Origin of the sequence: Sphingobium sp., assembly GCF_036170395.1 — a bacterium.
In the GTDB taxonomy this organism is placed as follows: Bacteria; Pseudomonadota; Alphaproteobacteria; order Sphingomonadales; family Sphingomonadaceae; genus Sphingobium.
The window spans coordinates 1-23329 of record NZ_JAVHPD010000031.1; the positions used below are offsets into that span (position 1 = coordinate 1).

Annotated in this window: 23 protein-coding genes; 15 read left to right on the top strand and 8 right to left on the bottom strand. The window is 66.5% G+C overall.

The window, feature by feature from the left end:
* Together V2B31_RS09065 and V2B31_RS09070 are read right to left on the bottom strand one after the other, a co-directional pair.
* The coding region (locus V2B31_RS09065) for an IS1182 family transposase (protein WP_328277636.1) at positions 1-1490 on the bottom strand (1490 nt) is incomplete at its 3' end.
* Between the two features lie 119 nt (positions 1491-1609).
* A complete protein-coding gene (locus V2B31_RS09070; RefSeq protein ID WP_328277638.1) occupies positions 1610-2740 on the bottom strand; it encodes an ATP phosphoribosyltransferase regulatory subunit in 1131 nt (376 codons plus the stop codon).
* Positions 2741-2910: 170 nt separating this feature from the next.
* Between V2B31_RS09070 and prfB the strand changes: the two genes are divergently transcribed.
* The 4 genes from prfB (at position 2911) to V2B31_RS09090 (ending at position 5556) form a co-directional block, all read left to right on the top strand.
* Positions 2911-4038: a peptide chain release factor 2 gene (gene prfB / locus V2B31_RS09075; RefSeq protein ID WP_328277640.1), complete on the top strand. Its 1128-nt coding sequence runs from the start codon at positions 2911-2913 to the stop codon at positions 4036-4038.
* Entirely contained in the window at positions 4038-4769 is a 732-nt protein-coding gene (locus V2B31_RS09080; protein ID WP_328277642.1) for a class I SAM-dependent methyltransferase, read from the top strand. Before prfB ends, V2B31_RS09080 begins: the two co-directional genes overlap by 1 nt.
* Positions 4770-4843: 74 nt before the next feature.
* Complete coding sequence (locus V2B31_RS09085) at positions 4844-5149, top strand: PilZ domain-containing protein (protein WP_328277644.1); 306 nt, start codon at positions 4844-4846, stop codon at positions 5147-5149.
* A 146-nt stretch (positions 5150-5295) separates the two neighbouring features.
* Positions 5296-5556, top strand: coding sequence for a hypothetical protein (locus tag V2B31_RS09090; RefSeq protein WP_328277646.1), 261 nt, complete (start codon positions 5296-5298; stop codon positions 5554-5556).
* 6 nt (positions 5557-5562) lie between these two features.
* On the opposite strand, the gene V2B31_RS09095 is transcribed toward V2B31_RS09090, so the two are convergent.
* Positions 5563-5829, bottom strand: coding sequence for a hypothetical protein (locus V2B31_RS09095; protein WP_328277648.1), 267 nt, complete (start codon positions 5827-5829; stop codon positions 5563-5565).
* Between the two features lie 213 nt (positions 5830-6042).
* Between V2B31_RS09095 and V2B31_RS09100 the strand changes: the two genes are divergently transcribed.
* The 9 genes from V2B31_RS09100 to V2B31_RS09140 all read left to right on the top strand — a co-directional run bounded on the left by V2B31_RS09100 (position 6043) and on the right by V2B31_RS09140 (position 15963).
* Positions 6043-8370 (top strand): TonB-dependent receptor, encoded by a 2328-nt coding sequence (locus V2B31_RS09100; RefSeq protein WP_328277650.1) that lies wholly within the window; start codon positions 6043-6045, stop codon positions 8368-8370.
* Between the two features lie 373 nt (positions 8371-8743).
* Entirely contained in the window at positions 8744-10081 is a 1338-nt protein-coding gene (locus V2B31_RS09105) for an alkaline phosphatase family protein (RefSeq protein WP_328277652.1), read from the top strand.
* A gap of 202 nt (positions 10082-10283) precedes the next feature.
* Positions 10284-11339: a phosphoribosylglycinamide synthetase gene (locus V2B31_RS09110; RefSeq protein WP_328277654.1), complete on the top strand. Its 1056-nt coding sequence runs from the start codon at positions 10284-10286 to the stop codon at positions 11337-11339.
* Positions 11339-12172 (top strand): NTP transferase domain-containing protein, encoded by an 834-nt coding sequence (locus V2B31_RS09115; protein ID WP_328277656.1) that lies wholly within the window; start codon positions 11339-11341, stop codon positions 12170-12172. Before V2B31_RS09110 ends, V2B31_RS09115 begins: the two co-directional genes overlap by 1 nt.
* Before the next feature lie 2 nt (positions 12173-12174).
* Positions 12175-13260 carry a sugar-transfer associated ATP-grasp domain-containing protein gene (locus tag V2B31_RS09120; RefSeq protein WP_328277658.1) on the top strand — a complete coding sequence of 362 codons (1086 nt, stop codon included), beginning with the start codon at positions 12175-12177 and terminating at the stop codon, positions 13258-13260.
* Positions 13257-14363, top strand: a complete 1107-nt coding sequence (locus V2B31_RS09125; protein ID WP_328277661.1) for a glycosyltransferase — start codon at positions 13257-13259, stop codon at positions 14361-14363. The genes V2B31_RS09120 and V2B31_RS09125 overlap by 4 nt, the downstream gene beginning before the upstream one ends.
* Positions 14364-14470: 107 nt before the next feature.
* Complete coding sequence (locus tag V2B31_RS09130; RefSeq protein ID WP_328277663.1) at positions 14471-14638, top strand: hypothetical protein; 168 nt, start codon at positions 14471-14473, stop codon at positions 14636-14638.
* Between the two features lie 72 nt (positions 14639-14710).
* Positions 14711-15304 (top strand): nitroreductase family protein, encoded by a 594-nt coding sequence (locus tag V2B31_RS09135; protein ID WP_328277665.1) that lies wholly within the window; start codon positions 14711-14713, stop codon positions 15302-15304.
* An 89-nt stretch (positions 15305-15393) separates the two neighbouring features.
* Positions 15394-15963 (top strand): PAS domain-containing protein, encoded by a 570-nt coding sequence (locus tag V2B31_RS09140; RefSeq protein ID WP_328277667.1) that lies wholly within the window; start codon positions 15394-15396, stop codon positions 15961-15963.
* 24 nt (positions 15964-15987) lie between these two features.
* Here the strand turns inward: V2B31_RS09140 and dapD are convergent, their stop codons facing one another.
* The 4 genes from dapD to V2B31_RS09160 all read right to left on the bottom strand — a co-directional run bounded on the left by dapD (position 15988) and on the right by V2B31_RS09160 (position 19177).
* The gene (gene dapD, locus V2B31_RS09145) at positions 15988-16827 is read right to left on the bottom strand and encodes a 2,3,4,5-tetrahydropyridine-2,6-dicarboxylate N-succinyltransferase (protein WP_328277669.1); all 840 of its coding nucleotides are present in this window, start codon (positions 16825-16827) and stop codon (positions 15988-15990) included.
* 2 nt (positions 16828-16829) lie between these two features.
* Complete coding sequence (locus V2B31_RS09150) at positions 16830-17495, bottom strand: pyrimidine 5'-nucleotidase (RefSeq protein ID WP_328277670.1); 666 nt, start codon at positions 17493-17495, stop codon at positions 16830-16832.
* A 73-nt stretch (positions 17496-17568) separates the two neighbouring features.
* Complete coding sequence (locus V2B31_RS09155) at positions 17569-18444, bottom strand: LOG family protein (RefSeq protein WP_328277672.1); 876 nt, start codon at positions 18442-18444, stop codon at positions 17569-17571.
* Between the two features lie 40 nt (positions 18445-18484).
* Positions 18485-19177: an extensin family protein gene (locus tag V2B31_RS09160; RefSeq protein WP_328277675.1), complete on the bottom strand. Its 693-nt coding sequence runs from the start codon at positions 19175-19177 to the stop codon at positions 18485-18487.
* 160 nt (positions 19178-19337) lie between these two features.
* On the opposite strand from V2B31_RS09160, the gene V2B31_RS09165 reads away from it, so the two are divergent.
* Together V2B31_RS09165 and serA are read left to right on the top strand one after the other, a co-directional pair.
* Positions 19338-20498, top strand: a complete 1161-nt coding sequence (locus tag V2B31_RS09165) for a phosphoserine transaminase (RefSeq protein WP_328277677.1) — start codon at positions 19338-19340, stop codon at positions 20496-20498.
* Positions 20499-20619: 121 nt separating this feature from the next.
* On the top strand, positions 20620-22200 hold the full coding sequence (gene serA / locus V2B31_RS09170) for a phosphoglycerate dehydrogenase (RefSeq protein ID WP_328277680.1): 1581 nt from the start codon (positions 20620-20622) through the stop codon (positions 22198-22200).
* 202 nt (positions 22201-22402) lie between these two features.
* Here the strand turns inward: serA and V2B31_RS09175 are convergent.
* Positions 22403-23329: penicillin-binding transpeptidase domain-containing protein (locus tag V2B31_RS09175; RefSeq protein ID WP_328277683.1), on the bottom strand; the 927-nt coding region annotated here is incomplete at its 5' end.

The window sequence follows — 23329 nt, forward strand, 5'->3', positions numbered from 1 at the left end:
AGAGGGGGTCCCTTTTGCGCGCCGATCGGGGGTCCCGTTTGGACGCCGATTGACATTCGGATTGCCTGGATGAGGGACTGAACGCCGAACAGCTTGACCATTCGCTTGATGTTGTAAGCGAGAACCGAGAGGCTCATTTCGGTTCGGACCTTTTCGAGCGTTTTTGTCAGAAGGTGCGCGCTACTCGACCATGCTCTAAGCGTACCGAACACATGCTCGACAGTTTTTCGGCGCTGGATCATTGCATCCGTCATATGGTCGAGCCTCGCCTGCATGACATCGAGCACGCCTTCGTGCTTCCAGCGCATGACGCGCTTTACTTTTTCTGGCGTGCAGCGCGGCCTGAGCGCGCATATGTGGCATGCGGCAAGGTTGCGATACTGATCCATGTCGTCGCGACGATCGGAGCGGGCCGTCGCCTTGGTCAAGGTCGCGCCGGCAGGGCATGTGTAATGATCTTGCTCAGCGTCGTAGACGAAGTCGTGGCGGCTAAACATGCCGGTCTTGATGCCGATCGCGGTGTGCGACTTGGGAATGCACGGCAGCACGCCGGTCCCCTCGCAAGCCAGCACCTGATCGCCGTTGTAATAGCCACGATCGGCAAGGACGGTGATCTCGCCGACCCCCATGGCTTGCTTGGTATCCAAGCCCATCGGCACGAGCTGCACGCGATCGTTGCCCTCGGTGACAACCTCGTGAGCGACGATAAGATGATGTTTGGTGTCGACGGCAGCCTGCAGGTTATAGCCGACAATGCCCGTCCCACGGCCGCTGCTGTTCATCGAGCGCGCATCCGGGTCGGTGAGCGAGACCTGATGGTCGGGAACTGCTTCGACCTGGCGTTCCATATCCTTCAGGAACTGCATGTGGCGGCGCAAACTGGTGAGCTTCTCCTTGATCCGGTCTGTCCTGGCTTCGGCGACTTCGCCGGGCTCGCGGTCAGCCCGGTCGAGTGCAGCCAGGTAGCGCTCGATGCTGGCGTCCACCTGCTCGATGCGCCTGGCGACCTTGTTCGCCGTGAAGTTGCGGTCCCGGTTGTTGACTGCCTTGAACTTGCTGCCGTCGACCGCAACCACGGCCTGTCCGAACAGCCCCAGAGACCGGCACAGCATGACGAACTGCCGGCATACCGCCCGAAGCGCCGGGCCATTGTCGCACCGAAAGTTCGCGATAGTTTTGAAGTCGGGTGCGAGACGTCCGGTCAGCCACATCAGCTCGATATTGCGCTGCGCTTCACGCTCGAGCCGACGGCTCGACTGAACCCGGTTCAGATAGCCGTAGAGGTAGATTTTGAGCATCGTCGATGGATGGTAGGCCGGACGCCCAGTCTCAGCGGGCGTCGCTCCGGCAAAACCCAAAGCGTGGAGATCGAGCTCGTCGATAAAGGCCTCGACCACCCGGACAGGATTGTCCTCCGACACGCAATCATCAAGCGAGGCAGGCAGCAGAAAATCCTGCCGGCGGTCTTCCCCTTCAACGAACCGGCCCATCTCAAAGCCTCCCGCAAATCCGAGAAAACTATAGCATCTTCTCGCGTTTTTGCACAGTCTCGACCCATCTCAGCCGTTTGACCTCTTCTGGCTTCGCCCGGAGCGCAGATGCCCCCCGCTCAATAAGCCCGCACGTCCCCTCCATCCAGCCAATGCGAGCAACGCTGCCCCGCGCCGTCCTCGCCCTCGCTCAGCGCCGCGACGGTGTGCCATCCCTCCGCCCGCAACGCCGCCGCCCGCGCCGCATCCGCCCCAAGCGGCAGGAACAACCGCTTCGGACTCTCCCCCCCAAAGCCCGCGTCGATCAGGGGATCGGGATATAGCGAGAAGCCCATCGCCGGCTCGTCCGCGCCGTCCGCCCGCGCGATGGCGTAGCTGCCGCCGCGGCCGATTTCGCCAATGAAGCCCTCGGCGAAGATCGAGAAGCCGAACCAGTTCTGGAATTCGAAGCCGTGGCGTTCGGTGGGGTCGAGCGTCAGGGTGATGTCCCAGCCGATCGGTTTTGCAATCGCGCGCAGGCCCGCGATGCGGCTGTCGATCGCGCCGCCTAGCCGCGCGCTGAACGCCTCCAGCCGGGTCATCGCCGCGTGGAACGGGCCGGTCGCCTCGATCAGCGGCAGATAAGCGGCCGCCGCCGGCCCGATCGCCACCAGCGCGCCGGCGTCCTTCGCGTCCAGTTCGGCGCGCACCGCCTCGATCTGGCTCGGCCCAAGCGGCAGCGGCCCCGCCGCGAGCATGTCGACCAGGTCGGGCAGGGTGAAGTCGATGGTGATGCCGGTGACGCCGGCGGCCTGCAACGCCTCGATCGCGACATTGACGATCTCGACCGCGGCGGCCGCGCTGTCGCTGCCGATCAGCTCGGCGCCCAGTTGCAGCTTCTCGCGCTCGGGGCGGAGCTGGCTCGCTTTCTGCCGGATCACCGGGCCGGCATAGGACAGGCGCAGCGGGCGCGGCGCGGCGGCAAGGCGGGTGGCGGCGATGCGGCCGACCTGCGCCGTCATGTCCGGGCGGAAGGCGAGGCTGCGCTGCGACACCGGATCGACCGCGCGCACCAGATCCTGCGCGCGCATGGATTTCAATCGCTGGGTCAGCGTATCCTCGAACTCGGCGAGCGGGGGCATGACCCGCTCATAGCCATGGCTGGCCACCGTATCGAGCACGCGGCGGGTGAGGCGCGCGGAGGCTTCGGCCTGCGGCGGCAGCCGGTCGGACAGCCCTTCGGGCAGCAGGCCGGGCGGGATGGTGGTCATGGCGTCAAATCCCTGGCGGACAATCGGTTCGCCGCGCCTCATAGCGATATCGGGCGGAAAGTGTATCCCCCCTTCCCCCGCCCACGCCCCTTTCCAAGCCACCCGATCCGGGATAGGGGCGAGCGCTTGATGCGTTCAAGACGCGCTGAGCAGTTTTTCGGAGACAAGACATGCGCGCCGAAGCGCAGCAATATATCGACCGTATCGACGCCGCGCTGGCGCTGCTGCGCCAGTCGCTCGACTGGGACCGGGCGCTGCGGCGGCTGGACGAGCTGAACGCCCGCGTCGAAGACCCGACGCTGTGGGACAATGCGAAGGCCGCGCAGGAGGTGATGCGCGAGCGCACCCGGCTGGACAGCGCGATCGGCGCGACCAAGGCAATCGACGCGGAAAAGCGCGACACCGCCGAGCTTATCGAAATGGCCGAGGCCGAAGGCGACGAGGCGATGGTGGACGAGGCCGTCGCGGCCTTGAAGGCGCTGGCAAGCCGCGCCGACGAGGACAAGATCAAGGCGCTGCTTTCGGGCGAAGCGGACGGCTACGACACCTATCTCGAAATCCACGCCGGCGCGGGCGGCACCGAAAGCCAGGACTGGGCCGAGATGCTGAGCCGCATGTATCGCCGCTGGGCGGAACGGCGCGGCTACAAGGTAGAGCTGGTCGACTATCAGGCGGGCGACCAGGCGGGGATCAAGTCCGCGACCTTCCTGTTCAAGGGCGAGAACGCCTATGGCTATGCCAAGACCGAAAGCGGCGTCCACCGGCTGGTGCGCATCAGCCCCTATGACAGCAGCGCGCGGCGGCACACCAGCTTCTCGTCGGTCTGGGTCTATCCGGTGATCGACGACGATATCGACATCGAGATCAAGGAAAGCGACCTCAAGATCGACACCTACCGCGCGTCGGGCGCGGGCGGGCAGCATGTCAACACGACCGACTCGGCCGTCCGCATCACCCACGTCCCCTCCGGCATCATCGTCGCGTCGCAGAACGACCGATCGCAGCACAAGAACCGCGCCACCGCGATGAACATGCTGAAGGCGCGCCTGTATGAAGCGGAGCTGCGCAAGCGCGAGGAAGCGGCCAACAGCGACTATCAGGCCAAGACCGAGATCGGCTGGGGCCACCAGATCCGCTCCTATGTGCTGCAACCCTATCAGCTGGTGAAGGATCTGCGCACCGGCGTCACCTCGACCTCGCCCGACGACGTGCTCGACGGCGCGCTCGATCCTTTCATGGCGGCCGCGCTCAGCCAGAAGGTGACGGGCGAGAAGGTCGATGTGGAGGATGTCGACTGATGCGCTGGGCGGCGGCACTGGCGGGCGCGCTCGTCCTGCTCGCCGCTTGCGACTCGCTGACCGGCGCCGCCGAGGCGAACCGCGCCGCCGCCGCGCGGGACTTTCCCCGCGCCGACCGCCCCGTCGCCCCGATCGTCTCCACCCGCTGGTCGAGCGAGGAAGCGCGCGACCGCGTCAATGAGGCGGAGGATATCATGGACCGGGCCGGCATCCGTCCCGGCATGACCGTGGCGGATATTGGCGCTGGCGAAGGCTATTACACCGTCCGCCTCGCTAAGCGCGTCGGCCCGCGCGGCCGGGTGCTGGCGGAAGACATCATGCCCGAGGTGATCGAGGCCCTGTCACGCCGCATCACCCGCGAGAAATGGGACAATGTGGGCCTTAAGCTCGGCGCGCCCGAAGACCCGAAGCTGCCCGAAAACAGCTTCGACCGCATCCTCATGATCCATATGTATCATGAGATCGCCGAACCCTACGCCTTCCTCTGGCACCTCAGTCCCGCGCTCAAGAAGGATGGCGAGCTGATCGTGGTCGATGCCGATCGCCCGACCCAGCAGCACGGCACCCCGCCCCGCCTGCTGGCCTGCGAACTGGCGGCGATGGGATTTCGGCTGGAGGAGCTGATCCCCAAGCCCACCGCCGGCGGCTATCTGGCGCGGTTCCGCCGGATCGCCGCGCGCCCCGATCCGGCCGCCATCCGCCCCTGCGCCTATCAGTCGCCGGAAGGTTAACGATCCCCTGACCCTGCTTGTTGAGAGGGTGGCAGCAGACGCGGCATAATCCTGCGGTTTGCGGAGGTTACCCCTTGACCGATCGAGCATATCTGAGCGGCACCCGGCCGCGCGCCGCGGCGCGGCACAAGCTGTTCGAGCCCGTCGTGCTGCGGCAGGACGGGGCGCCGCTGCGCGCGCATATGCTCGACCTGTCGGTGTCGGGCGCGCTGCTCCACGCCGAGCGGCCGCCCGCCAGCGGCGCGCATGTGACGATCGCGGGGGAGCTGCTGACCGTGTCCGGCCGGGTGGTATGGATGCGGGGCAAGCGATTCGGCGTTCAGTTCGAGCTGCCGATCACGCAGGCCATGGTGCAGATGGCGCTGCGGGTACGCGTGTAGCGCTAGAGTGACGGAAATCCATAGACAGAACATCTTGTTCCCCGGCGAAGGCCGGGGTCCTGTCCAGAGCGTGGAACTGGACCCCGGCCTTCGCCGGAGAACAAGCTATGGATTCTCATACACTCACTTGAGTATAGCCTCAGCGCATGGACTTTGACGATCAACTCCGCCGTTATTTCGGCAGCGCCGACCTCGACGCGCTGACACCCGACGCGCTGGCGGGCGGGATTGACCGGATGCGGGTCGATCTGGGGCTGGAGACCGATCGGGGCCGACGTTTCGCGCTCTGGTCGCTGCTGTTCCTGCTCGGCGCCGCGCCCGATCTCGACCGCGTGTTCGATGACCCGGCCGACCGCGACGCCGCGCGCAATTTCATGGATCTCGCCCAGCGCGGCGAAGCGGGGTGACGCGCGTCAGGCGGCGCGCAGCCCGGCCGGGCGGTCGGCCATCACGGCAACGCTGCGCCACCATTCGTCGGCCGGCGCGGACCCCATAAGCGCTACGCCGCCCAGCCGCGGGCGCGCGATCCATCCGGCCGCCCCGGCAACGAAACGCCAGCGATCGCTGCAATCGAGCGGTTCGTTGCGGAAGGCCGATCGGCCGTTTGCGCCCGATAGCCGGCGCAGCACGCTCGGTACATCGCGGATGCTGCCATCGGGGAAGGTCACGGAAATCGTCATGGCGGCGTCCTCATCTGTATGAACCAGCATCAACGCATGACAAGCCATTGTGTTCAGACAGGTTTGACCGCGCGCCGCGCCGCGTTCCCTCCGACCATATGACAGGCCTGTCACGCAAATGACCCGGTCTCGTCAACTTGCGCTCATTGCGGTGCAACATAGCCCGGATAGGGCGCCCCCGACCCGAAGGTCCAAAAGGGGGATTTACCGATTATGCGTATCACCACCGCGCTGCTGATGGCATCGACCGCCATGTTCGCCACGCCCGTTATCGCGCAGGACGCCGCGCCGGCCCCTGTGCCGGCTGACGCCGATGTCGCCGCCGACGCGGAAATCGTCGTGTTCGGCCGGGGCGAAACCCGCCAGGTGCAGGAATTGAAGGCGCAGGAGATCACCGTCCTGACGCCCGGCACCAATGCGCTCAAAGCCATTGAAAAGCTGCCGTCCGTCAATTTCCAGTCCGCCGACCCGTTCGGCAATTATGAATGGTCGCAGCGCATCACGATCCGCAGCTTCAACCAGAACCAGCTCGGCTTCACCTTCGACGGCATTCCGCTCGGCGACATGAGCTATGGCAACCATAACGGGCTGCACATCACCCGCGCGGTCAGCAGCGAGAATATCGGCAGCGTCCGCGTCAGCCAGGGCGCCGGCTCGCTCGGCACCCAGTCGACCGGCAACCTCGGCGGCACGGTCGAGACCTTCTCCGCCGACCCGGCCGATTATCTCAGCGGCGGCGCGTTCGGCGCGCAGGGCAACCTCACCTACGGCAGCAACGAGACCTGGCGCGCCTTCGGCCGCCTGGCGCTCGGCACGCGCGACGGCATTCGCGGCTATATCTCCTACGGCTATGGCTCGACCGACAAATATAAGGGCGCCGGCACGCAGGACCAGCATATGGGCAATGCGAAGGTCGTGATCCCCGTCGGCGAAGCGAAGATCGACGGGTGGCTCAGCTATTCCGACCGGCGCGAGCAGGATTATCAGGACATGTCGATGGGCATGATCCGTCGCCTCGGCTGGGACTGGGACAATACCTATCCCGATTATGCCCGCGCGATCGACTATGCCGATCGCCTCAATGACGTGGACCGGATCAGCAATAGCGGCGGATCGCCCTTCCCCGATGGCCGCTTCGACTATAGCGGCGCGCTCGTGTCTGGCGGTCAGGTCTATCCGGGCAACGTCACTAGCGCCGACGACGCTTATTACGACGCCTCGGGCCTGCGCAAGGACTGGCTGGGCGCGGTCGGCGTGACGACGCCGATCGGCGACGCCGCGACCTTCAAGATCAAGGGCTATTATCACAATAACAGCGGCATGGGCCTGTGGGGCACGCCCTATGTCGCCAGCCCCAATGGGGTTCCCATGTCGGTGCGCACCACCGAATATGAGATGGATCGCTATGGCGCGTTCGGCAGCCTGGACTTCACCCTCGGCATCCAGAACCTCAGCGTCGGCGGCTGGTACGAACACAACAAGTTCAACCAGGCGCGCCGCTTCTACGCTTTCGCCAGCCGCACCGAGCCGGGCCTCAGCTTCCGCGACTATCCCAAGAACCCCTTCTTCACCCAGTGGGAGTTCGATTTCACCACCGACACGATCCAATATTATGTCCAGGACAAGATCGACCTCGGCATGGTGACGATCAATGTCGGATGGAAGGGCTTCAAGGTCACCAACGAGGCCGAGGCGATCGTCTCCTCCGCCTTCCCCGAAGGCAAGATCAAGGCGCAGGACTGGTTCCAGCCCCATGCCGGCTTCGCGGTCGAACTGAGCCCGCAGGCGGAAATCTTCGGCGGCTTCACCCAGGTCACCCGCGCCTTCGCGTCGGCCACGACTACCGGCCCCTTCTCGACCAGCCAGACCGGCTTCGACGCGATCCGGGATGATCTCAAGCCCGAAGAGTCAGACACCTATGAACTCGGCCTGCGCTACAACAGCCCGCTGTTCAGCGGCGTGCTCGGCGCCTATCTGGTGAACTTCCGCAACCGGCTGCTGTCGGTGCAGGTCGGCAGCCCGATCCAGGGCCTCGCTTCGGCGCTCCAGAATGTCGGCGGCGTCCGCTCGATCGGCATCGAGGCGGCGGGCACGGTGAACCTCGGCTCGGGGCTCAGCCTGTTCGGCTCTTACAGCTATACCGACGCGACCTATCGCGACGATGTGTTCAACAGCTCGAACGGCGCGCTGGTCGCGGCGATCAAGGGCAAGACCGTGGTCGACAGCCCCAAGCATATGGCGCGCGGCGAACTCAACTTCGACGATGGAAAGCGCATCGCGCGGGTCGGCGTCAACTATATGTCGCGCCGCTTCTACAGCTACACCAACGATGCGTCGGTCCCCGGCCGGGTACTGGTGGACGCGACCATCGGCTACCGCTTCACCGACCGGATCGAGGTGCAGCTGAACGCCACCAACCTGTTCGATAAGCGCTATATCAGCACCATCGGATCGGGCGGCTATGGCAATAGCGGCGACGCGCAAACCCTGCTGGTCGGCGCACCGCAGCAATTCTTCGCTACGCTCAAGACGGGGTTCTGAAGCATAAACAAAAGGCGATGATGTGCTTTGCAAACCTAGTGTCGTGTGCCGAGCAGGGCATCCTCCCCTGGAAGGGGAGGTGGCATCGCGAAGCGATGACGGAGGGGTGTCCCCCCTCTCGATAGCGGGACACCCCTCCGTCTGGCCTGCGGCCAGCCACCTCCCCTTACAGGGGAGGATTTCCGCCTTGGGTCTTTAAAGGACATAATCGCCAAACAAAAAAGCCCCTCCCCTTCAGGTTCAAACGAGGCACGTGACTCGTTTGAAGGGTTTGGGGTGGGGGCGAGCCTCCAATGCTGCGTCATCTGGATAGCCCCCACCCCCGGCCCCTCCCCTGAAGGGGAGGGGTGACTATCTCGACAAAGGCCAAGACATGACCCGCAAATCCCTCTTCCTCGCCACCATCCTCGCCTGCGCGGCATTCCCGGCCCAGGCCGAACCCGTCCTCCTCATCTCGATCGACGGACTGCGCCCCGGCGACGTGACGGAGGCGCAGAAGCGTGGGCTAGCGATCCCCAATCTCCGCCGCTTCCTGACCGAGGGCGCCCATGCGAGCGGCGTCACCGGCGTGCTGCCGACGCTGACCTATCCCAGCCATGTGACGCTGATGACCGGCACGGCGCCCGCGACCCACGGCATCTATGCCAACACGACCTTCGACCCCACCAATATCAACCAGGGCGGCTGGTACTGGTATGCGTCGGACATTCAGGTGCCGACCCTCTGGGAAGCCGCGACCAAGGCGGGCCTTTCCACCGGCAACATCCACTGGCCGGTCAGCGTCGCGGCCAAGGGCGTGACCTGGAACCTGCCGCAAATCTGGCGCACCGGCCATCCCGACGACGCCAAGCTGCTCGACGCGCTTGCGACGCCGGGCCTGCGCGACGAGCTGGAGACGGCGGTGGGCGAGCCTTATGCCATGGGCATCGACGAAAGCCTGCCCGGCGACCAGAAGCGCGGCCGCTACGCCGCTGCCCTCATCGACGCGCACAAGCCCCAATTCCTGACCGTCTATCTGACCGCGCTCGACCATGAGCAGCATGAGAAGGGGCCGGACTCGCCGGACGCCAAGGCGGTGCTGGAAAAGATCGACGCGATCGTCGGCGATCTCGTCGCCGCCGAGCGCAAGGCGCATCCCGACGCGGTGATCGCGCTGGTGAGCGACCATGGGTTCGAGGCGACGCACACCGCGATCAACCTCTTCCGCCCCTTCATCGACGAAGGGCTCATCACGCTGGACAAGGACGGCAAGGTCGCGTCCTGGACCGCCATGCCATGGATCGCCGGCGGTTCGGCGGCGATCATGCTCGCCCGGCCGGGCGACGAGCCGACCAGGGCGAAGGTCAAGGCGCTGCTCGACAAGCTCGCCGCCAACCCCGCCAACGGCATCGCCAAGGTCGCGACCACCCGCGACGTGGCGCAACTGGGCGGCAATCCGCGCGCGACCTTCTACGTCAATCTGATGCCCGGCTTCGTCACCGATATTTTCCGGGGCGCGGCCGCGCCGCTCATCGCGCGCAGCCCGGTCAAGGGGATGCACGGCTATTTCCCTGGCCCCGCCAATCTTCAGGCGACCTTCCTTGTGATGGGCAAGGGCGTCGCCAAGGGCAAAGACCTGGGCCAGATCGACATGCGCGCGATCGCCCCGACCCTCGCCCGCGTCATGGGCGCGGACCTGGAGGCAGAAGCCGAGCCGCTCGCGCTGCAATAGATATTGAATCCTTCCGACTTCTTGTTCCCCGGCGCATGCCGGGGTCCAGTTCGGAGCGTGCGACTGGACCCTGGCGTTCGCCGGGGAACAGCATCCTCGCCCCTACCCGCGCCTGACGAACCGTAAGAAAAACGCAGCAAAAGCGTCACCCCGCCGCCCCGAAGCGGTTATTTTGCTGCAACGCAACCGTAAGCGCGGCGTCATGCTGGCTGGCTATTCGACGCCAATGACTGCGATCCACCCCCGCCTCGTCCGCATCCCCGCCGCCGACAAGGCGCGGCTGCGGCTGCTCTTCCTCGCCAAACATGCCTGCGCCGATGGCGCGCCCGACGCGCAGGATGGCAATCATGCCGTCTATCATCATGAGCTGCGCACCACGCTGGAGGGGATCGGCCTCGATGTGGCAGTCGCCAACAGCTATGAGTCGCTGTTCGATCGGCCCGATGTCGATTTCGTGGTCACCCTGCTCAATCGGGGCGGTTTCCAGAATAGCGAGATGCTCGCCCCCCTGCTGCTGAGCTGGCGCTCCGTGCCGTTCCTGGGCGCATCGCCGATCGTGCGCGGGCTTTCCGACGACAAATATCTGAGCAAGCTCATCGCCCGCGCGCGCGGCGTCGCGACCATGCCGGCGCAGCTCTTCCGGCGCGGCGGCCTGTTCGACGCCCCGGCGTTCGAGGCGGAGCGGCTGGTGGTGAAGCCCAACGCTTCGTCCGCCTCCTGGGGCCTCAAGATGGTCGATGGCTGGGCGCAGGCGCGCGACCATGCCGAAACTTTGTTCGCACTCGGCCATGACGTGCTGGTGGAGCAATGGGCGCCGCTGCTCGACGTCGCCGTGCCGGTCGTGGGCGGCAGCGCGGGCGCGCCCTGGATCTTGCCGCCGATGATGTATGTCCCCGCCGATCCGCGCCGCGAGCGCAGCTATGAGGAGAAGCGCGGCCTGGTCGATGCCGGGGACGATCCGCTGGTGCTGGTCGAGGACGCTGACCTGCGTGCCCGGCTCGAAGCGATGACCCAGCGGCTGCTGCCCGAACTCTGGCCGTTCGATTATGGCCGCTTCGAATTTCGCTACGATCCGGCGAGCGGGCAGATTTTGTTCATGGAAGTGAACCTGTCCTGCAATCTCTGGTCGAAAAAGACGATTTCGCGCGCCGCCGCCTCGATCGGGGTCGATCATGCCGCGCTCGTGGAAACCATCGTCGGCCACAGCCTGGCGCGGCACGGCCTGCTCACCGCCCTTCCCGCGCGGGAAGCCGCCTGATGTCCGCGCGCACCACCGCCCCCACAACCGCCCCCACCACCGCCATCGTGCTCGCCGGACGCCGCGACGGCGCGACCGATCCGCTCGCGCGGGAAGCCGGCGTCACCCATAAATGCCTCGTCCCGGTCGCCGGGCGGCCGATGCTGCTCCATGTGATCGAGGCGCTGGCCGGCACTGCCCGCATCGGCGAGATTCGCGTCGTGATCGAGGATCCCGCGATCCTGGCGCGCCTCCCCGCGCTGCGCGGCCTGATCGCCAATGGCCGGGTGACAGGGGTCGCGGCGCAGCCCAACCTTGTGGACTCGGTGCTCGCCGGGGCGGACGGTGCGGCCTTCCCGCTGTTCATCACCACCGCCGACAATGTGCTGCTCAGCCCGCCCGCGATCGAGGAGATGCTCGCCAGCTGCGCTGCCGCCCAAGCCGACGCCGCCGTCGCCTTCGCCCGGCGCGACTCGGTGCTGGCCGCGCACCCGGAGGGGCAGCGCAAATTCTACCGCTTCGCCGACGACAGCTATTCCAACTGCAACAGCTATTGGCTGCGCGACCCCACCGCGCTCAAGGCGGCGGAAACCTTCCGCACCGGCGGCCAGTTCGTGAAGCACCCGCTGCGGATCGTCGGCGCCTTCGGCCTGCTGAACCTGATCCGCTTCCGCTATGGCATCGGCACGCTGGCGGACACGTTCGCCCGCTTTTCCCGGCGCTTCCGCATGACGATCAGCCCGGTGATCCTGAGCGACGGAGCGGTCGCGATCGACGTCGATCATGCCCGTTCGCGCCGCGTCGCCGAAGCGGTGATGGCGGACCGCACGATGCTGGCCCAAGCGGCGGAGTAACCTTGCTTACCCAGCGCGCGCTGCCGGTCCGCCCCGACCGGACGAACAGCCTGCTCGCCCTCTATCATGACGGGCTGGCGCGGCACTGGCCGGCGTCGCGCCGGCTGGCGGGCCATGCGCTCTGGGCGGCGGGCCGGGGCGGCTGGAGCCCGGCCGAGCAGCTTTATCTCGGCGAACAGGTGCGCGCCCATGGCCTCAGCATGCGCGACCGCAAGGGGCTGCACCGCCTGCTCAATGGCGGGGCTTTCCCCTTGAGAGTCAACCCATTGAAAAACAAGCAATTATTCGCCGAACGGGGGCATGGCCTGCCGCTGCCCGACGCTTGGGACGGCCGCACCGACCTGCGCCACTGGCTGGAGGGACAGCAGGACATCATCGCCAAGCCCAGCTTCCGCTCAAAAGGCCAGGGAGTCGAGCGCTTTACCCGCGAAGGCGCGCTCTGGCGGAGCGGTGAAAAGCGTCAAACAGCTGTCCCACTCGCTGTTCGCTTAAGCGCGCTGGCGCGGCGCGGCGGCGTCATCCAGACCCGCCTGCCCACCCATGGCGCGCTTGCCGATCTGTCGCCCGGCGCGCTGCCGACGCTGCGGGTCGTCACCTGCGTGGACGGCGCAGGCGTGGCCCGGGTCTGCGCGACGGCGCTGCGCCTGTCGGCCGGCGGGCCGCGCCCGGTCGACAATTTCAACGCCGGCAATCTGGTGCTGGCGGTCGATGCGTCGGGCCGGTGCGGCCCTGCCTGGCGGAGCGGCGGCAACGCCGCCCCGCCCTCCCGCCACAGCCGCCATCCGCTGACCGGCGCGGCCATCGAGGGCGCGACCCTGCCCGATCATGACGCCGCCCTGGCGCTGGCGATCGCGGCGCATGATCGCTTCCGCGACGGCTTCACCGTCATCGGCTGGGACATCGGCATCACCGCCGCCGGCCCGGTGCTGATCGAGGGCAACTGGAACCCCGGCACCGACATACTCCAGCTGGTCGAAGGGCGCGGCCTGTCGCAAAGCCCGCTCGGCGCGCTCTATCGCGACGCCCTTGCCCGCCTCTCGCCCGATGTCTGGCGCAGCGCCCGCGCGGTGGAACGCGAGCCAAGGTGAGGATCGCCCTCTATGTCCATGCCCTCGCCGCGACGGGGGTGGTGCGCAATGTCCGCCTGCTCGCGGCCGACTTCGCCCGGCGCGGCCATGATGTGACGATCGTTACGGCGCTGCCCGGCGGGGAGGGCGTCGACGGGGTGCCGCACCGGGCGCTGCTGCCGACCGCCGGCGGCGGCCGCCTGCTCCAGAAATGGCGGGCGATGCCACGCCTCAACGCCTGGCTGCGAGCGGCCCGGCCGGACATTCTCCTTTCGGCGGGCAATCATGGCCATCTCACCGCCTGGGCGGGCAGCCGGGGGATCAGCGGACTGCGCCGCATCTACCGCATCAGCAACGATGTCGCGCGCAGCGCCGCCGGAGCGATCGGCGCGCGCGGCCGCCGGCGGCGCGGGATCATGCCGCGCCTGCTGGCGGCGGACGCGGCGCATCTGGTGCTGGTATCGCCAACGCTGCGCGAAACCCCCGCCTTCGCCCGCGTGCTCGACGCCGGCCGGGCGACCATCATCGAAAACGGCATCGACATTGCCGACGCGCGCCGCCGGGCGGAGGGGCCGCCGCCGCACCCCTGGCTGACCGACCCCATCCCCGTGATCCTCGCCATCGGCCGCCTCGCCGCGCAGAAGAATTTCGCCACCCTGATCGAGTCGGTCGCCCTGGCGCGGCGCGAGCGGCCCGCGCGGCTCGTCATCTTGGGCGCAAGCCGCGACGATATGGCGCAGCGGCTGCGCGCCCACGCCGATCGGCTGGGCATGGCGGACGCCCTGCTGCTGCCGGGCGCGGTCGCCAATGTCTTTCCCTGGCTCGCCCACGCCAGCGCCTTCGCCCTCCCTTCGCTCTGGGAGGGATCGCCCAACGTCCTGCTGGAGGCGATGGCGATGGACCTGCCGATCGTCGCCGCGCGCAGCGCCGGCAGCGCGCCTGCGATGCTGGGCGACGGACGCTATGGCCTGCTGGTCGATCCCGATGATCCCGCCGCCATGGGCCGAGCGCTGCTGACCCAGATCGATCCCGCCACCGCCCTTCGCCCCGGCGACCGCATTGCGGCCTACAGCCTCACCGTCACCACCGATGCCTGGGCCGGCGTGATCGAGGCGCTTGCCTAGCGTCAATCATTTCTGTCCCCGCCATCAGCATTGCTTGCAGGACGATTCTCTATAAGATCGATAGATAGAGCCGAGCGAATCGGGCGTCAGCATGATGCGGAGGATGGATGCAGGACGATCAGCCCCAGGGATTGTTCGACCGGTGGCGCAGCCGCCTGACGCAGACTTTGCTCCGCGAGCCGGCGGTGGTGCTGATCGATTGCGATGCCGACGCGCTGCTGCGCGCCGCCGAAGCCGCCGGACGGGCCGGCACCTCTCCCGAAACGCTGCGTTGAGCGCACCAGCCTTGCCCTGACGCGGCTTCATGGACATGAGGCGCAAGGCCCTTTTCTGTATCAGGAGATATGATGAGCAGCACGCCTCGCGCCACCAGCCGCGCCGTCGAACCCTTGTTCCTGGAGCGCTGGTCGCCCCGCGCGTTCGACGCCAGCGCGATCCCCCAGGCCGATCTCGACACGATGTTCGACGCCGCGCGCTGGGCGCCCTCGGCCTATAACTATCAGCCTTGGCGCTTCCTCTACGCCCATCGGGACAGCGCCGATTGGCAGCGTTTCATGGGCGTTCTCGTGCCCTTCAACCAGGATTGGGTAAAGACCGCCTCGGTCATCGTCTTCATCCTGTCCGACACGCTGATGGCCGCGCCGGGATCGGACAATTACAAGCCCTCGCACAGCCATAGTTTCGATGCCGGCGCGGCCTGGGCGCTGCTCGCCTTGCAGGCGACGCGGCTCGGCTATCACGCCCATGGCATGACCGGGGTGGATTTCGACGCGGCGCGGCAGGAACTCGCCGTTCCCGACCGCTACCGTATCGAGGCGGCGGTGGCGATCGGGCGGCAGGGCGACAAGTCGGTCCTTCCCGAACCGCTTCAGGCGAACGAAGTGCCGAGCGGCCGCAAGCCGATCGAGGATTTCGCCTTCGCCGGAAACTTCCCGGCCTGATTCGGCCGCTTGCAGAAGCAATTTATATTAGGCAACATGAACGAAGGTGTCGCATCCGCGACGCCCTTGTTCATGTGGCTGGCAAATCCATGTCCCTGTCCGAAATGATCGCCGGTAGCGCCGTCGCGGCCGTGCTGACCAATCCGCGCCTCCCCGACAATCCGATCGTCGAGTGCAACGAGGCGTTCCTGGCGCTGACCGGCTATGACCGGGACGAGATTGTCGGGCGCAACTGCCGCTTCCTGGCCGGCGACGTGCAGAATTGCGCGCAGACGCAGGAAATCCGGGCCGCCATTCACGAACGCCGCCCGCTGCTGGTGGAACTTCAGAATTACCGCAAGGACGGCAGCGCTTTCCGCAATGCGCTGATGATCGCGCCGATCTTCGGGCTGGATGGCACCGTCAATTATTTCCTGGGCTCGCAAATGCCGGTCGAAGGACCGCGCGACAACGATGCGTCCCGCCGCATCGACGCGCTGACCGACCGGCAGCGCGCGGTGCTGATGGCGATGGCCGAAGGACGGCTCAACAAGCAGATCGCCTATGACCTTGGCCTCACCGAACGCACGGTGAAGATGCACCGCGCCGCGATGCTGAAGGCGCTGGGCGTCCGCACCGCCGCCGAAGCGATCCGGCTGGCGATCGAGGCGGGATATTGAGCCTCCCGCCCCGACCCGGACGGATCAGTCGCGCAGCAATTCGTTGATGCCGGTCTTGGACCGGGTCTGCGCGTCCACGCGCTTCACGATCACCGCGCAATAGAGGCTGGGGCCGGGCGTGCCGTCGGGCAGCGGCTTGCCGGGCAGCGATCCGGGCACGACCACGCAATAGGGCGGCACCTGCCCCATGAACACTTCGCCCGTCGCGCGGTCGATGATCTTGGTCGACTGGCCGATGAAGACGCCCATCGACAGCACCGATCCCTTGCCGATGCGCACGCCCTCGACCACTTCGGAGCGCGCGCCGATGAAACAATCATCCTCGATGATGACGGGATCGGCCTGGAGCGGCTCGAGCACGCCGCCGATGCCGACGCCGCCCGACAGGTGGACATTCTTGCCGATCTGCGCGCAGCTGCCCACCGTCACCCAGGTGTCGACCATCGTGCCTTCGTCCACGAACGCGCCGATATTGACGAAGCTCGGCATCAGGATGACGTTCCTGGCGATATGCGATCCGGCGCGCGCGAAGCTGCCCGGCACGGCGCGGAAGCCGGCGGCGCGGAACGCGGCCTCATCCCAGCCGGCGAACTTGCTCGGCACCTTGTCCCACCAGTGGCCTGCGCCGGGGCCATTGTCGATCATCGCATTGTCATTGAGGCGGAAGGACAGCAGCACCGCCTTCTTCGCCCATTGATTGACCTGCCAGCCAGCCTCGGTGGGTTCGGCGACCCGCAGTTCGCCCTTGTCCAGCAGCGCGAGCGCCCGGTCCACCGCCTGACGCACCTCTCCCTGGGTTGAAAGGCCGACATTGGCCCGGTCCTCCCAAGCGGCGTCGATGGTGGCGATCAAGTCGTGGCTCATGGTTATTTCCCCAATATGTCGGCCAGAAATGGCGTCAGATGGTCGGTTTCGTAATCGATGAAATCGGGATGATGGTCGTGCCCGCCGGCTTCCGAGCCGTTATTGACCCAGATGGTCGTCATGCCGATCGCCTTGGCGGGCTTCAAATTGCGGGCCATATCCTCGAAGAAGGCGGCGCGGGTCGGTTCGACGCCATGGACGCGGCAAAGCTCGGCATAGCCCGACGGATCGGGCTTGGGCACATATTGGCAGGCGTGGATGTCGTGGATCAGCTCGAACGCTTGGGCGAGACCGAGCTTGTCGAGCACGCGCCCGGCATAGGCCGCGTCACCATTGGTGAAGATGAGGCGGCGGCCGGGCAGCGCAGCGATCGCCGCGTTGAGTGCCGGATCGACCTCCAGCCGGTCCATCGAAATATCATGCACATAGTCGAGAAAGTCGCGCGGCTCGATGCCATGATGGCGCATCAGCCCGGCAAGCGTCGTGCCATGCTCGATGAAGTAGCGCTTCTGCGTCTCCCGCGCGACTTGCGCGTCGCAACCGAGCAGACCCTGGATGAACTCGCCCATCTTGATGTCGATCAGCGCGAACAGGTCCGCCTTCGCCGGATAGAGCGTATTGTCCAGATCGAAGATCCAGCAATCGATATGGGCGAGGTCCGCACGCATGGCCGCGCCCTAGAGCGAGGCGGGGGAGAGGGCAAGTCAAGTTCCTCCCCCAGGCAAGCTGGGGGAGGAATGGTCAACACCCCGGCGCTTCACTATCCTCATAGAAAAGCTGCACCGCCGCCCAGGCATCCTCCGCCGTCTCCACCCAAGTCAGCAGGTTGAGGTCTGCGGGCGAGATCACGCCTTCGTCCGCCAGCGCCTCGAAATCCACCACCCGCGTCCAGAAATCCTTGCCGAACAGCAGGATCGGGATGGGCTTCATCTTGCCGGTCTGGATCAGGGTCAGCAGCTCGAACATCTCGTCGAACGTGCCGAAGCCGCCGGGGAACACCGCGAGCGCGCGGGCGCGCAGCAGGAAGTGCATCTTCCGCAGCGCGAAATAGTGGAACTGGAAGCTCAGCTCCGGGGTCACGAAGCGGTTGGGCGCCTGTTCGTGCGGGAGGACGATGTTCATGCCGATCGTCGTCTGGCCGACATCGGCCGCGCCGCGATTGGCCGCTTCCATGATCGACGGGCCGCCGCCCGAGCAGACGACGAAGTGGCGGCAGCCTTCTTCGGTCACCGGATATTGTGCCGCGATCCGCGCCAGCTTGCGTGCTTCCTCATAATAGCGCGCCTTCCGCCCGAGATTCTCGGCGATCCGCTTCTGCTCGGCCGTCTGCGCGGCGTCGATCCGCGCCTGCACCTGATCGGGCTCGGGAATGCGGGCGGAGCCGTAGAAGACGAAGGTCGAATCGATCCGCGCCTCGTCCATCAGCAACTGAGGCTTGAGCAGCTCCAGCTGGAAGCGAACCGGGCGCAAATCCTCGCGCAGCAGGAACTCCGTGTCCTGGAAGGCGAGACGGTAGGCGGCGCTCTGCGTCTGGGGGGTGCCGACCTGCTTCTTGGCGTCCACCGCCTCTTCGCGGGCGGGGCGGAATTTGCGCTCTTCGATCTCTTTTTTCGTCATTCCGGCGAGTTAAGGGCCAAAGATGACTCTGCCAAGGCCATCAGCGGCAAAATGCCCCGCGCCCGCCCATATCGAAATGGAAATGGTCATGATGGGCTGCATTATAGTCGGGGCTCAGCACCGTGCTGAACCGCTTGCAGGCGCTGGCATGGACGAGCGCTAGGAACTGGCGCGTCTGCCGGTCGCCGGTCCACCCCTGCTCCACCGTGATCCGCCGCCCGTCGGACAGGACGAAGGCGCTGACGTCGATCGCATTGCTGTGGGCATGTTCGGACAGCTTGCCGCTGCCCGCGATCGGCCGGCAATTATAGGTGCCGAAGGTCTCGATCTTTTCGATCTCGGTTCCGAAGACCAGCCGGGCGGCGGGCTGAACGCCATAGCGCGCCCAGGCCGCGAAATTGGCGGCGAGATTGCAGGTCATCGCGCCAAGATTGGTCGCCGGCACGCCGATGTCGAGCAGCTTGACGCTGCCGATCGCGCTGCATCCGCCGCCGAAGCTCCGATCAGGGAGCGGCGTGAAAGCCACCGCCTGCGATTCGAGTTTCGCGAAACATTGGCGGGTTTCGAGCGCCGGCTGGGCGGGCGGGCGCTGCACCACCGCGCGCGGCGGGGGACTGTGCGCCACCCGCCCGCGCGGCACGATCTCGCCGCCGCACGCGCTCAAGGCCAGCGCCAGAAGCGCGGCCGCGCCGGCGTTCCCCACCGGCGGCTTCCGTTTCGCCCATCCGCTCATGGGGACCAAGCCTACGCCCGCCCCTTTTCCCGAAGGTTAACGCAGCCTTCGGTTCGTCCCATTTTGCGGGCATCCTTGACAGGCCGGCCGAAATCTTTAGGGCGGCCGGCGGGCCACGCGGTCCCAACGCCGCGCGTGCTCTCTGCAAGGAGACGCATACATGACTGACCTCGCCGCCGCAGACGCCACGATTGCGCCTGCCGCCAAGCCCGCCACCACACCGGCGCGCCCCTTTTTCTCGTCCGGTCCCTGCGCCAAGCCCCCGGGCTGGAGCGCTGACAAGCTGAGCGCCGAATCGCTCGGCCGCTCGCACCGCGCGAAGATCGGCAAGACCCGCCTCGCTTATTGCATCGATCTGATGCGCGAGATTTTGCAGCTCCCCGACACCCACCGGATCGGCATCGTGCCCGGCTCCGACACCGGCGCGTTCGAAATGGCGATGTGGACGATGCTGGGCGCGCGCCCGGTGACGACGCTCGCCTGGGAAAGCTTCGGCGAAGGCTGGGTGACGGACGCGGCCAAGCAGTTGAAGCTCGACCCCACGGTCATCCGCGCCGATTACGGCCAGCTGCCCGACTTGACGACCGTCGATTTCAGCGCCGACGTGCTGTTCACCTGGAACGGCACCACGTCGGGCGTGCGCGTGCCCAACGCCGACTGGATTCCAGCGGATCGCAAAGGGCTGACCTTCGCCGACGCCACCAGCGCGGTCTTCGCTTACGAGATCGACTGGACCAAGATCGACGTCGCCACCTTCTCCTGGCAGAAGGTGCTGGGCGGCGAGGGCGGCCATGGCGTGCTGATCCTCGGCCCCCGCGCGGTCGAGCGCCTCGAAACCTACACCCCCGCCTGGCCGCTGCCCAAGGTTTTTCGCCTGATGGCCAAGGGCAAGCTCGCCGAAGGCGTGTTCAAGGGCGAGACGATCAACACCCCTTCCATGCTCGCGGTCGAGGATGCGATCTTCGCGCTGGAATGGGGCAAGTCGCTGGGCGGTCTCTCCGGCCTCATCGCCCGGTCGGACGCTAACGCAGCAGCGCTGGACAGGATCGTGGCGGACCGCGATTGGCTCGGCCATCTCGCCGCCGATCCGGCCTCGCGGTCCAGGACCAGCGTCTGCCTGACCGTGGAGGGCGCGGACGAAGCCTTCATCAAGGCGTTCGCCGGCCTCCTCGAAAAGGAAGGCGCGGCTTACGACATTGCGGGCTATCGCGATGCGCCCGCTGGCCTTCGCATCTGGTGCGGCGCGACCGTCGAGACCGCCGATATCGAGGCCCTCGGGCCGTGGCTCGACTGGGCTTATGCTCAGACCAAGGCTGCCTAAACTCACATAATGTCGTCATTCCCGCGAAGGCGGGAATCCATCTCAGGCCCCATCCTGCTGTGCGACGTCGGGAGATGGATCCCCGCCTTCGCGGGGATGACGGGTAAATAAGGAATTTCCCATGCCCAAGGTACTTATCAGCGACAAAATGGACCCCCGCGCCGCCGCCATCTTCCGCGAACGCGGCGTCGAGGTCGACGAGATCACCGGCAAGACCCCGGACGAGCTGAAAGCCATCATCGGCGACTATGACGGCCTCGCCATCCGCAGCTCGACAAAGGTCACCAAGGACATTCTCGACGCCGCCACCAACCTCAAGGTCATCGGCCGCGCCGGCATCGGCGTCGACAATGTCGACATCCCCTATGCCTCGGCCAAGGGCGTGATCGTCATGAACACCCCGTTCGGCAACTCCATCACCACCGCCGAGCATGCCATCGCGCTCATGTTCGCGCTCGCCCGCCAGCTGCCCGAAGCGAACGCGCAGACGCAAGCCGGGCTGTGGCCCAAGAATGGCTTCATGGGCGTGGAAGTCACCGGCAAGACGCTGGGCCTGATCGGCGCGGGCAATATCGGGTCGATCGTGGCGAGCCGCGCGCTGGGCCTCAAGATGAAGGTCGTCGCCTTCGACCCGTTCCTGACGCCGGAACGTGCCATCGAGATGGGCGTCGAGAAGGCCGATCTCGACACGCTGCTGGCGAAGGCCGACTTCATCACCCTGCATACGCCGCTCACCGATCAGACGCGCAATATCCTGAGCCGCGAGAATCTCGCCAAGACCAAGAAGGGCGTGCGGATTATCAACTGCGCGCGCGGCGGGCTGATCGACGAGGCGGCGCTCAAGGACGCGCTCGACAGCGGTCAGGTCGCGGGCGCGGCGCTCGACGTGTTCCAGACCGAGCCGGCGAAGGAGTCGCCTTTGTTCGGCACGCCCAACTTCATCTGCACCCCGCACCTTGGCGCATCGACCGACGAGGCGCAGGTCAACGTCGCGTTGCAGGTCGCCGAACAGCTTAGCGACTATCTGCTCGACGGCGGCATCACCAACGCGCTGAACGTCCCGTCGCTCTCCGCCGAGGAAGCGCCCAAGCTCAAACCCTATATGGCGCTGGCGGAGAAGCTGGGGTCGCTCGTCGGCCAGCTGGAGGGCGATCAGATCACCGGCGTCGCGGTGGAGGTGGAGGGCCATGCCGCCGAACTCAATCAGAAGCCGATCACGGCGGCGGTCCTCGCCGGCCTGATGCGGGTCTATTCGGACACGGTGAACATGGTCAACGCGCCCTTCCTGGCGAAGGAACGCGGGCTGGACGTGCGCGAAGTGCGCCACGATCGCGAGGGCGACTATCAGACGCTCGTGCGCGTCACCGTCACCACCGAAAATGGCGAGCGTTCGGTTGCGGGCACGCTGTTCGGCCACGCCCAGCCGCGTCTCGTCGAACTGTTCGGCATCAAGGTGGAGGCCGATCTTGGCGGCACGATGCTCTACATCGTCAACCAGGACGCGCCCGGCTTCATCGGTCGCCTCGGCTCGACGCTCGGCGAAGCGTCGGTCAATATCGGCACCTTCCACCTCGGCCGCCGCAACCAGGGCGGCGAAGCGGTGCTGCTGCTGTCGGTCGACGGCACGGTGACCGAGCCGCTGCGCTGGCAAATCTGCAACCTCGCCGGCGTGAAGCAGGTGAAGCTGCTGCGGTTTGCCTGATTGAACTGCCTTTCCCGACCCGATCGGCGTTGGGCAAGGCAAAAAGTGCAATCCCCGTCATCCCCGCGAAAGCGGGGATCCATCTCCCGAACCATCCGCTTGGTGCAAGGTCAGGAGATGTTGGCCGGAGTCACGCGCCTCCGGCCAACCCGCTTTCGCGGGAATGACGGCAGTGAGCGGGTCTGCGTGCGCTGCCCACGCCTCAATAAATCCCGCCCTGCCCTTCAAGGAAGTCCGCGTCGCTCCGCTGCCGCCCGCGCGAGACGGCGGCGGCGGCGCGGGCTTCGGCGACCTTTGCCTGGGCTTCCGCCTCTTCCTTGCGGATCGATCGGCGCGGTTCGGTTTCGGGCTTGAACGCTTCCCAGATAACGGCGGGCTTGAGGTCCGTGCCCGGCCATACGCCATAGACGCGCTTGCCCGATCGGCGGTCGATCGTCACCATGCGAATGCCGGGCGGCGCGACGAAGGGCGTCTTGGGCATCGTCTCCAGCACCGGGGCCATCGCCGCCTTCCAGATCGGCGCGGCGATCCGCCCGCCCTGCGCCCAGCCGCCGAGGCTCCGGGGCTTGTCGTACCCTATATAGACGCCCGCGACGAGATCGGGCGATCCGCCGACGAACCATACATTGGTCGGGCCGTTGGTCGTGCCGGTCTTTCCGAACAGTGGCCGGCCAAGGTCGTTCAGCACCGTCGCGGTGCCGCGCTGGACCACGCCTTCGGCGATGTGGACGACCTGATAGGCGGTCAGCGGGTTCATCACCTGCCGTCCCTCGAAACCGAAGCGCGGCATCGGCTTGCCGTCCCAGTTCGCCATGTTGCACCCGTCGCACGGCTTCCAGCGATCGGGCCAGATCACCTTGCCGCGCCGGTCCTGCACATAGTCCATGACCTTGGACGGCTGCTGCTTGCCCTGGTTGGCGAGCGTCGCATAGGCGTTCACCATCCGCTCGACCGTCGTCTCGCCCGCGCCCAGCGCGAAGGAGAGATAGGGCTGATAATCGCCGATCCCCATATTCTTGATGGTGCGCACCACGCGGTCCATGCCGGTCTGGCTGGCGGCGCGCACGGTCATCAGGTTGCGCGACTGCTCGACGCCCCAGCGCATCGTCTGCGGCCCGGCGCTGCCGCC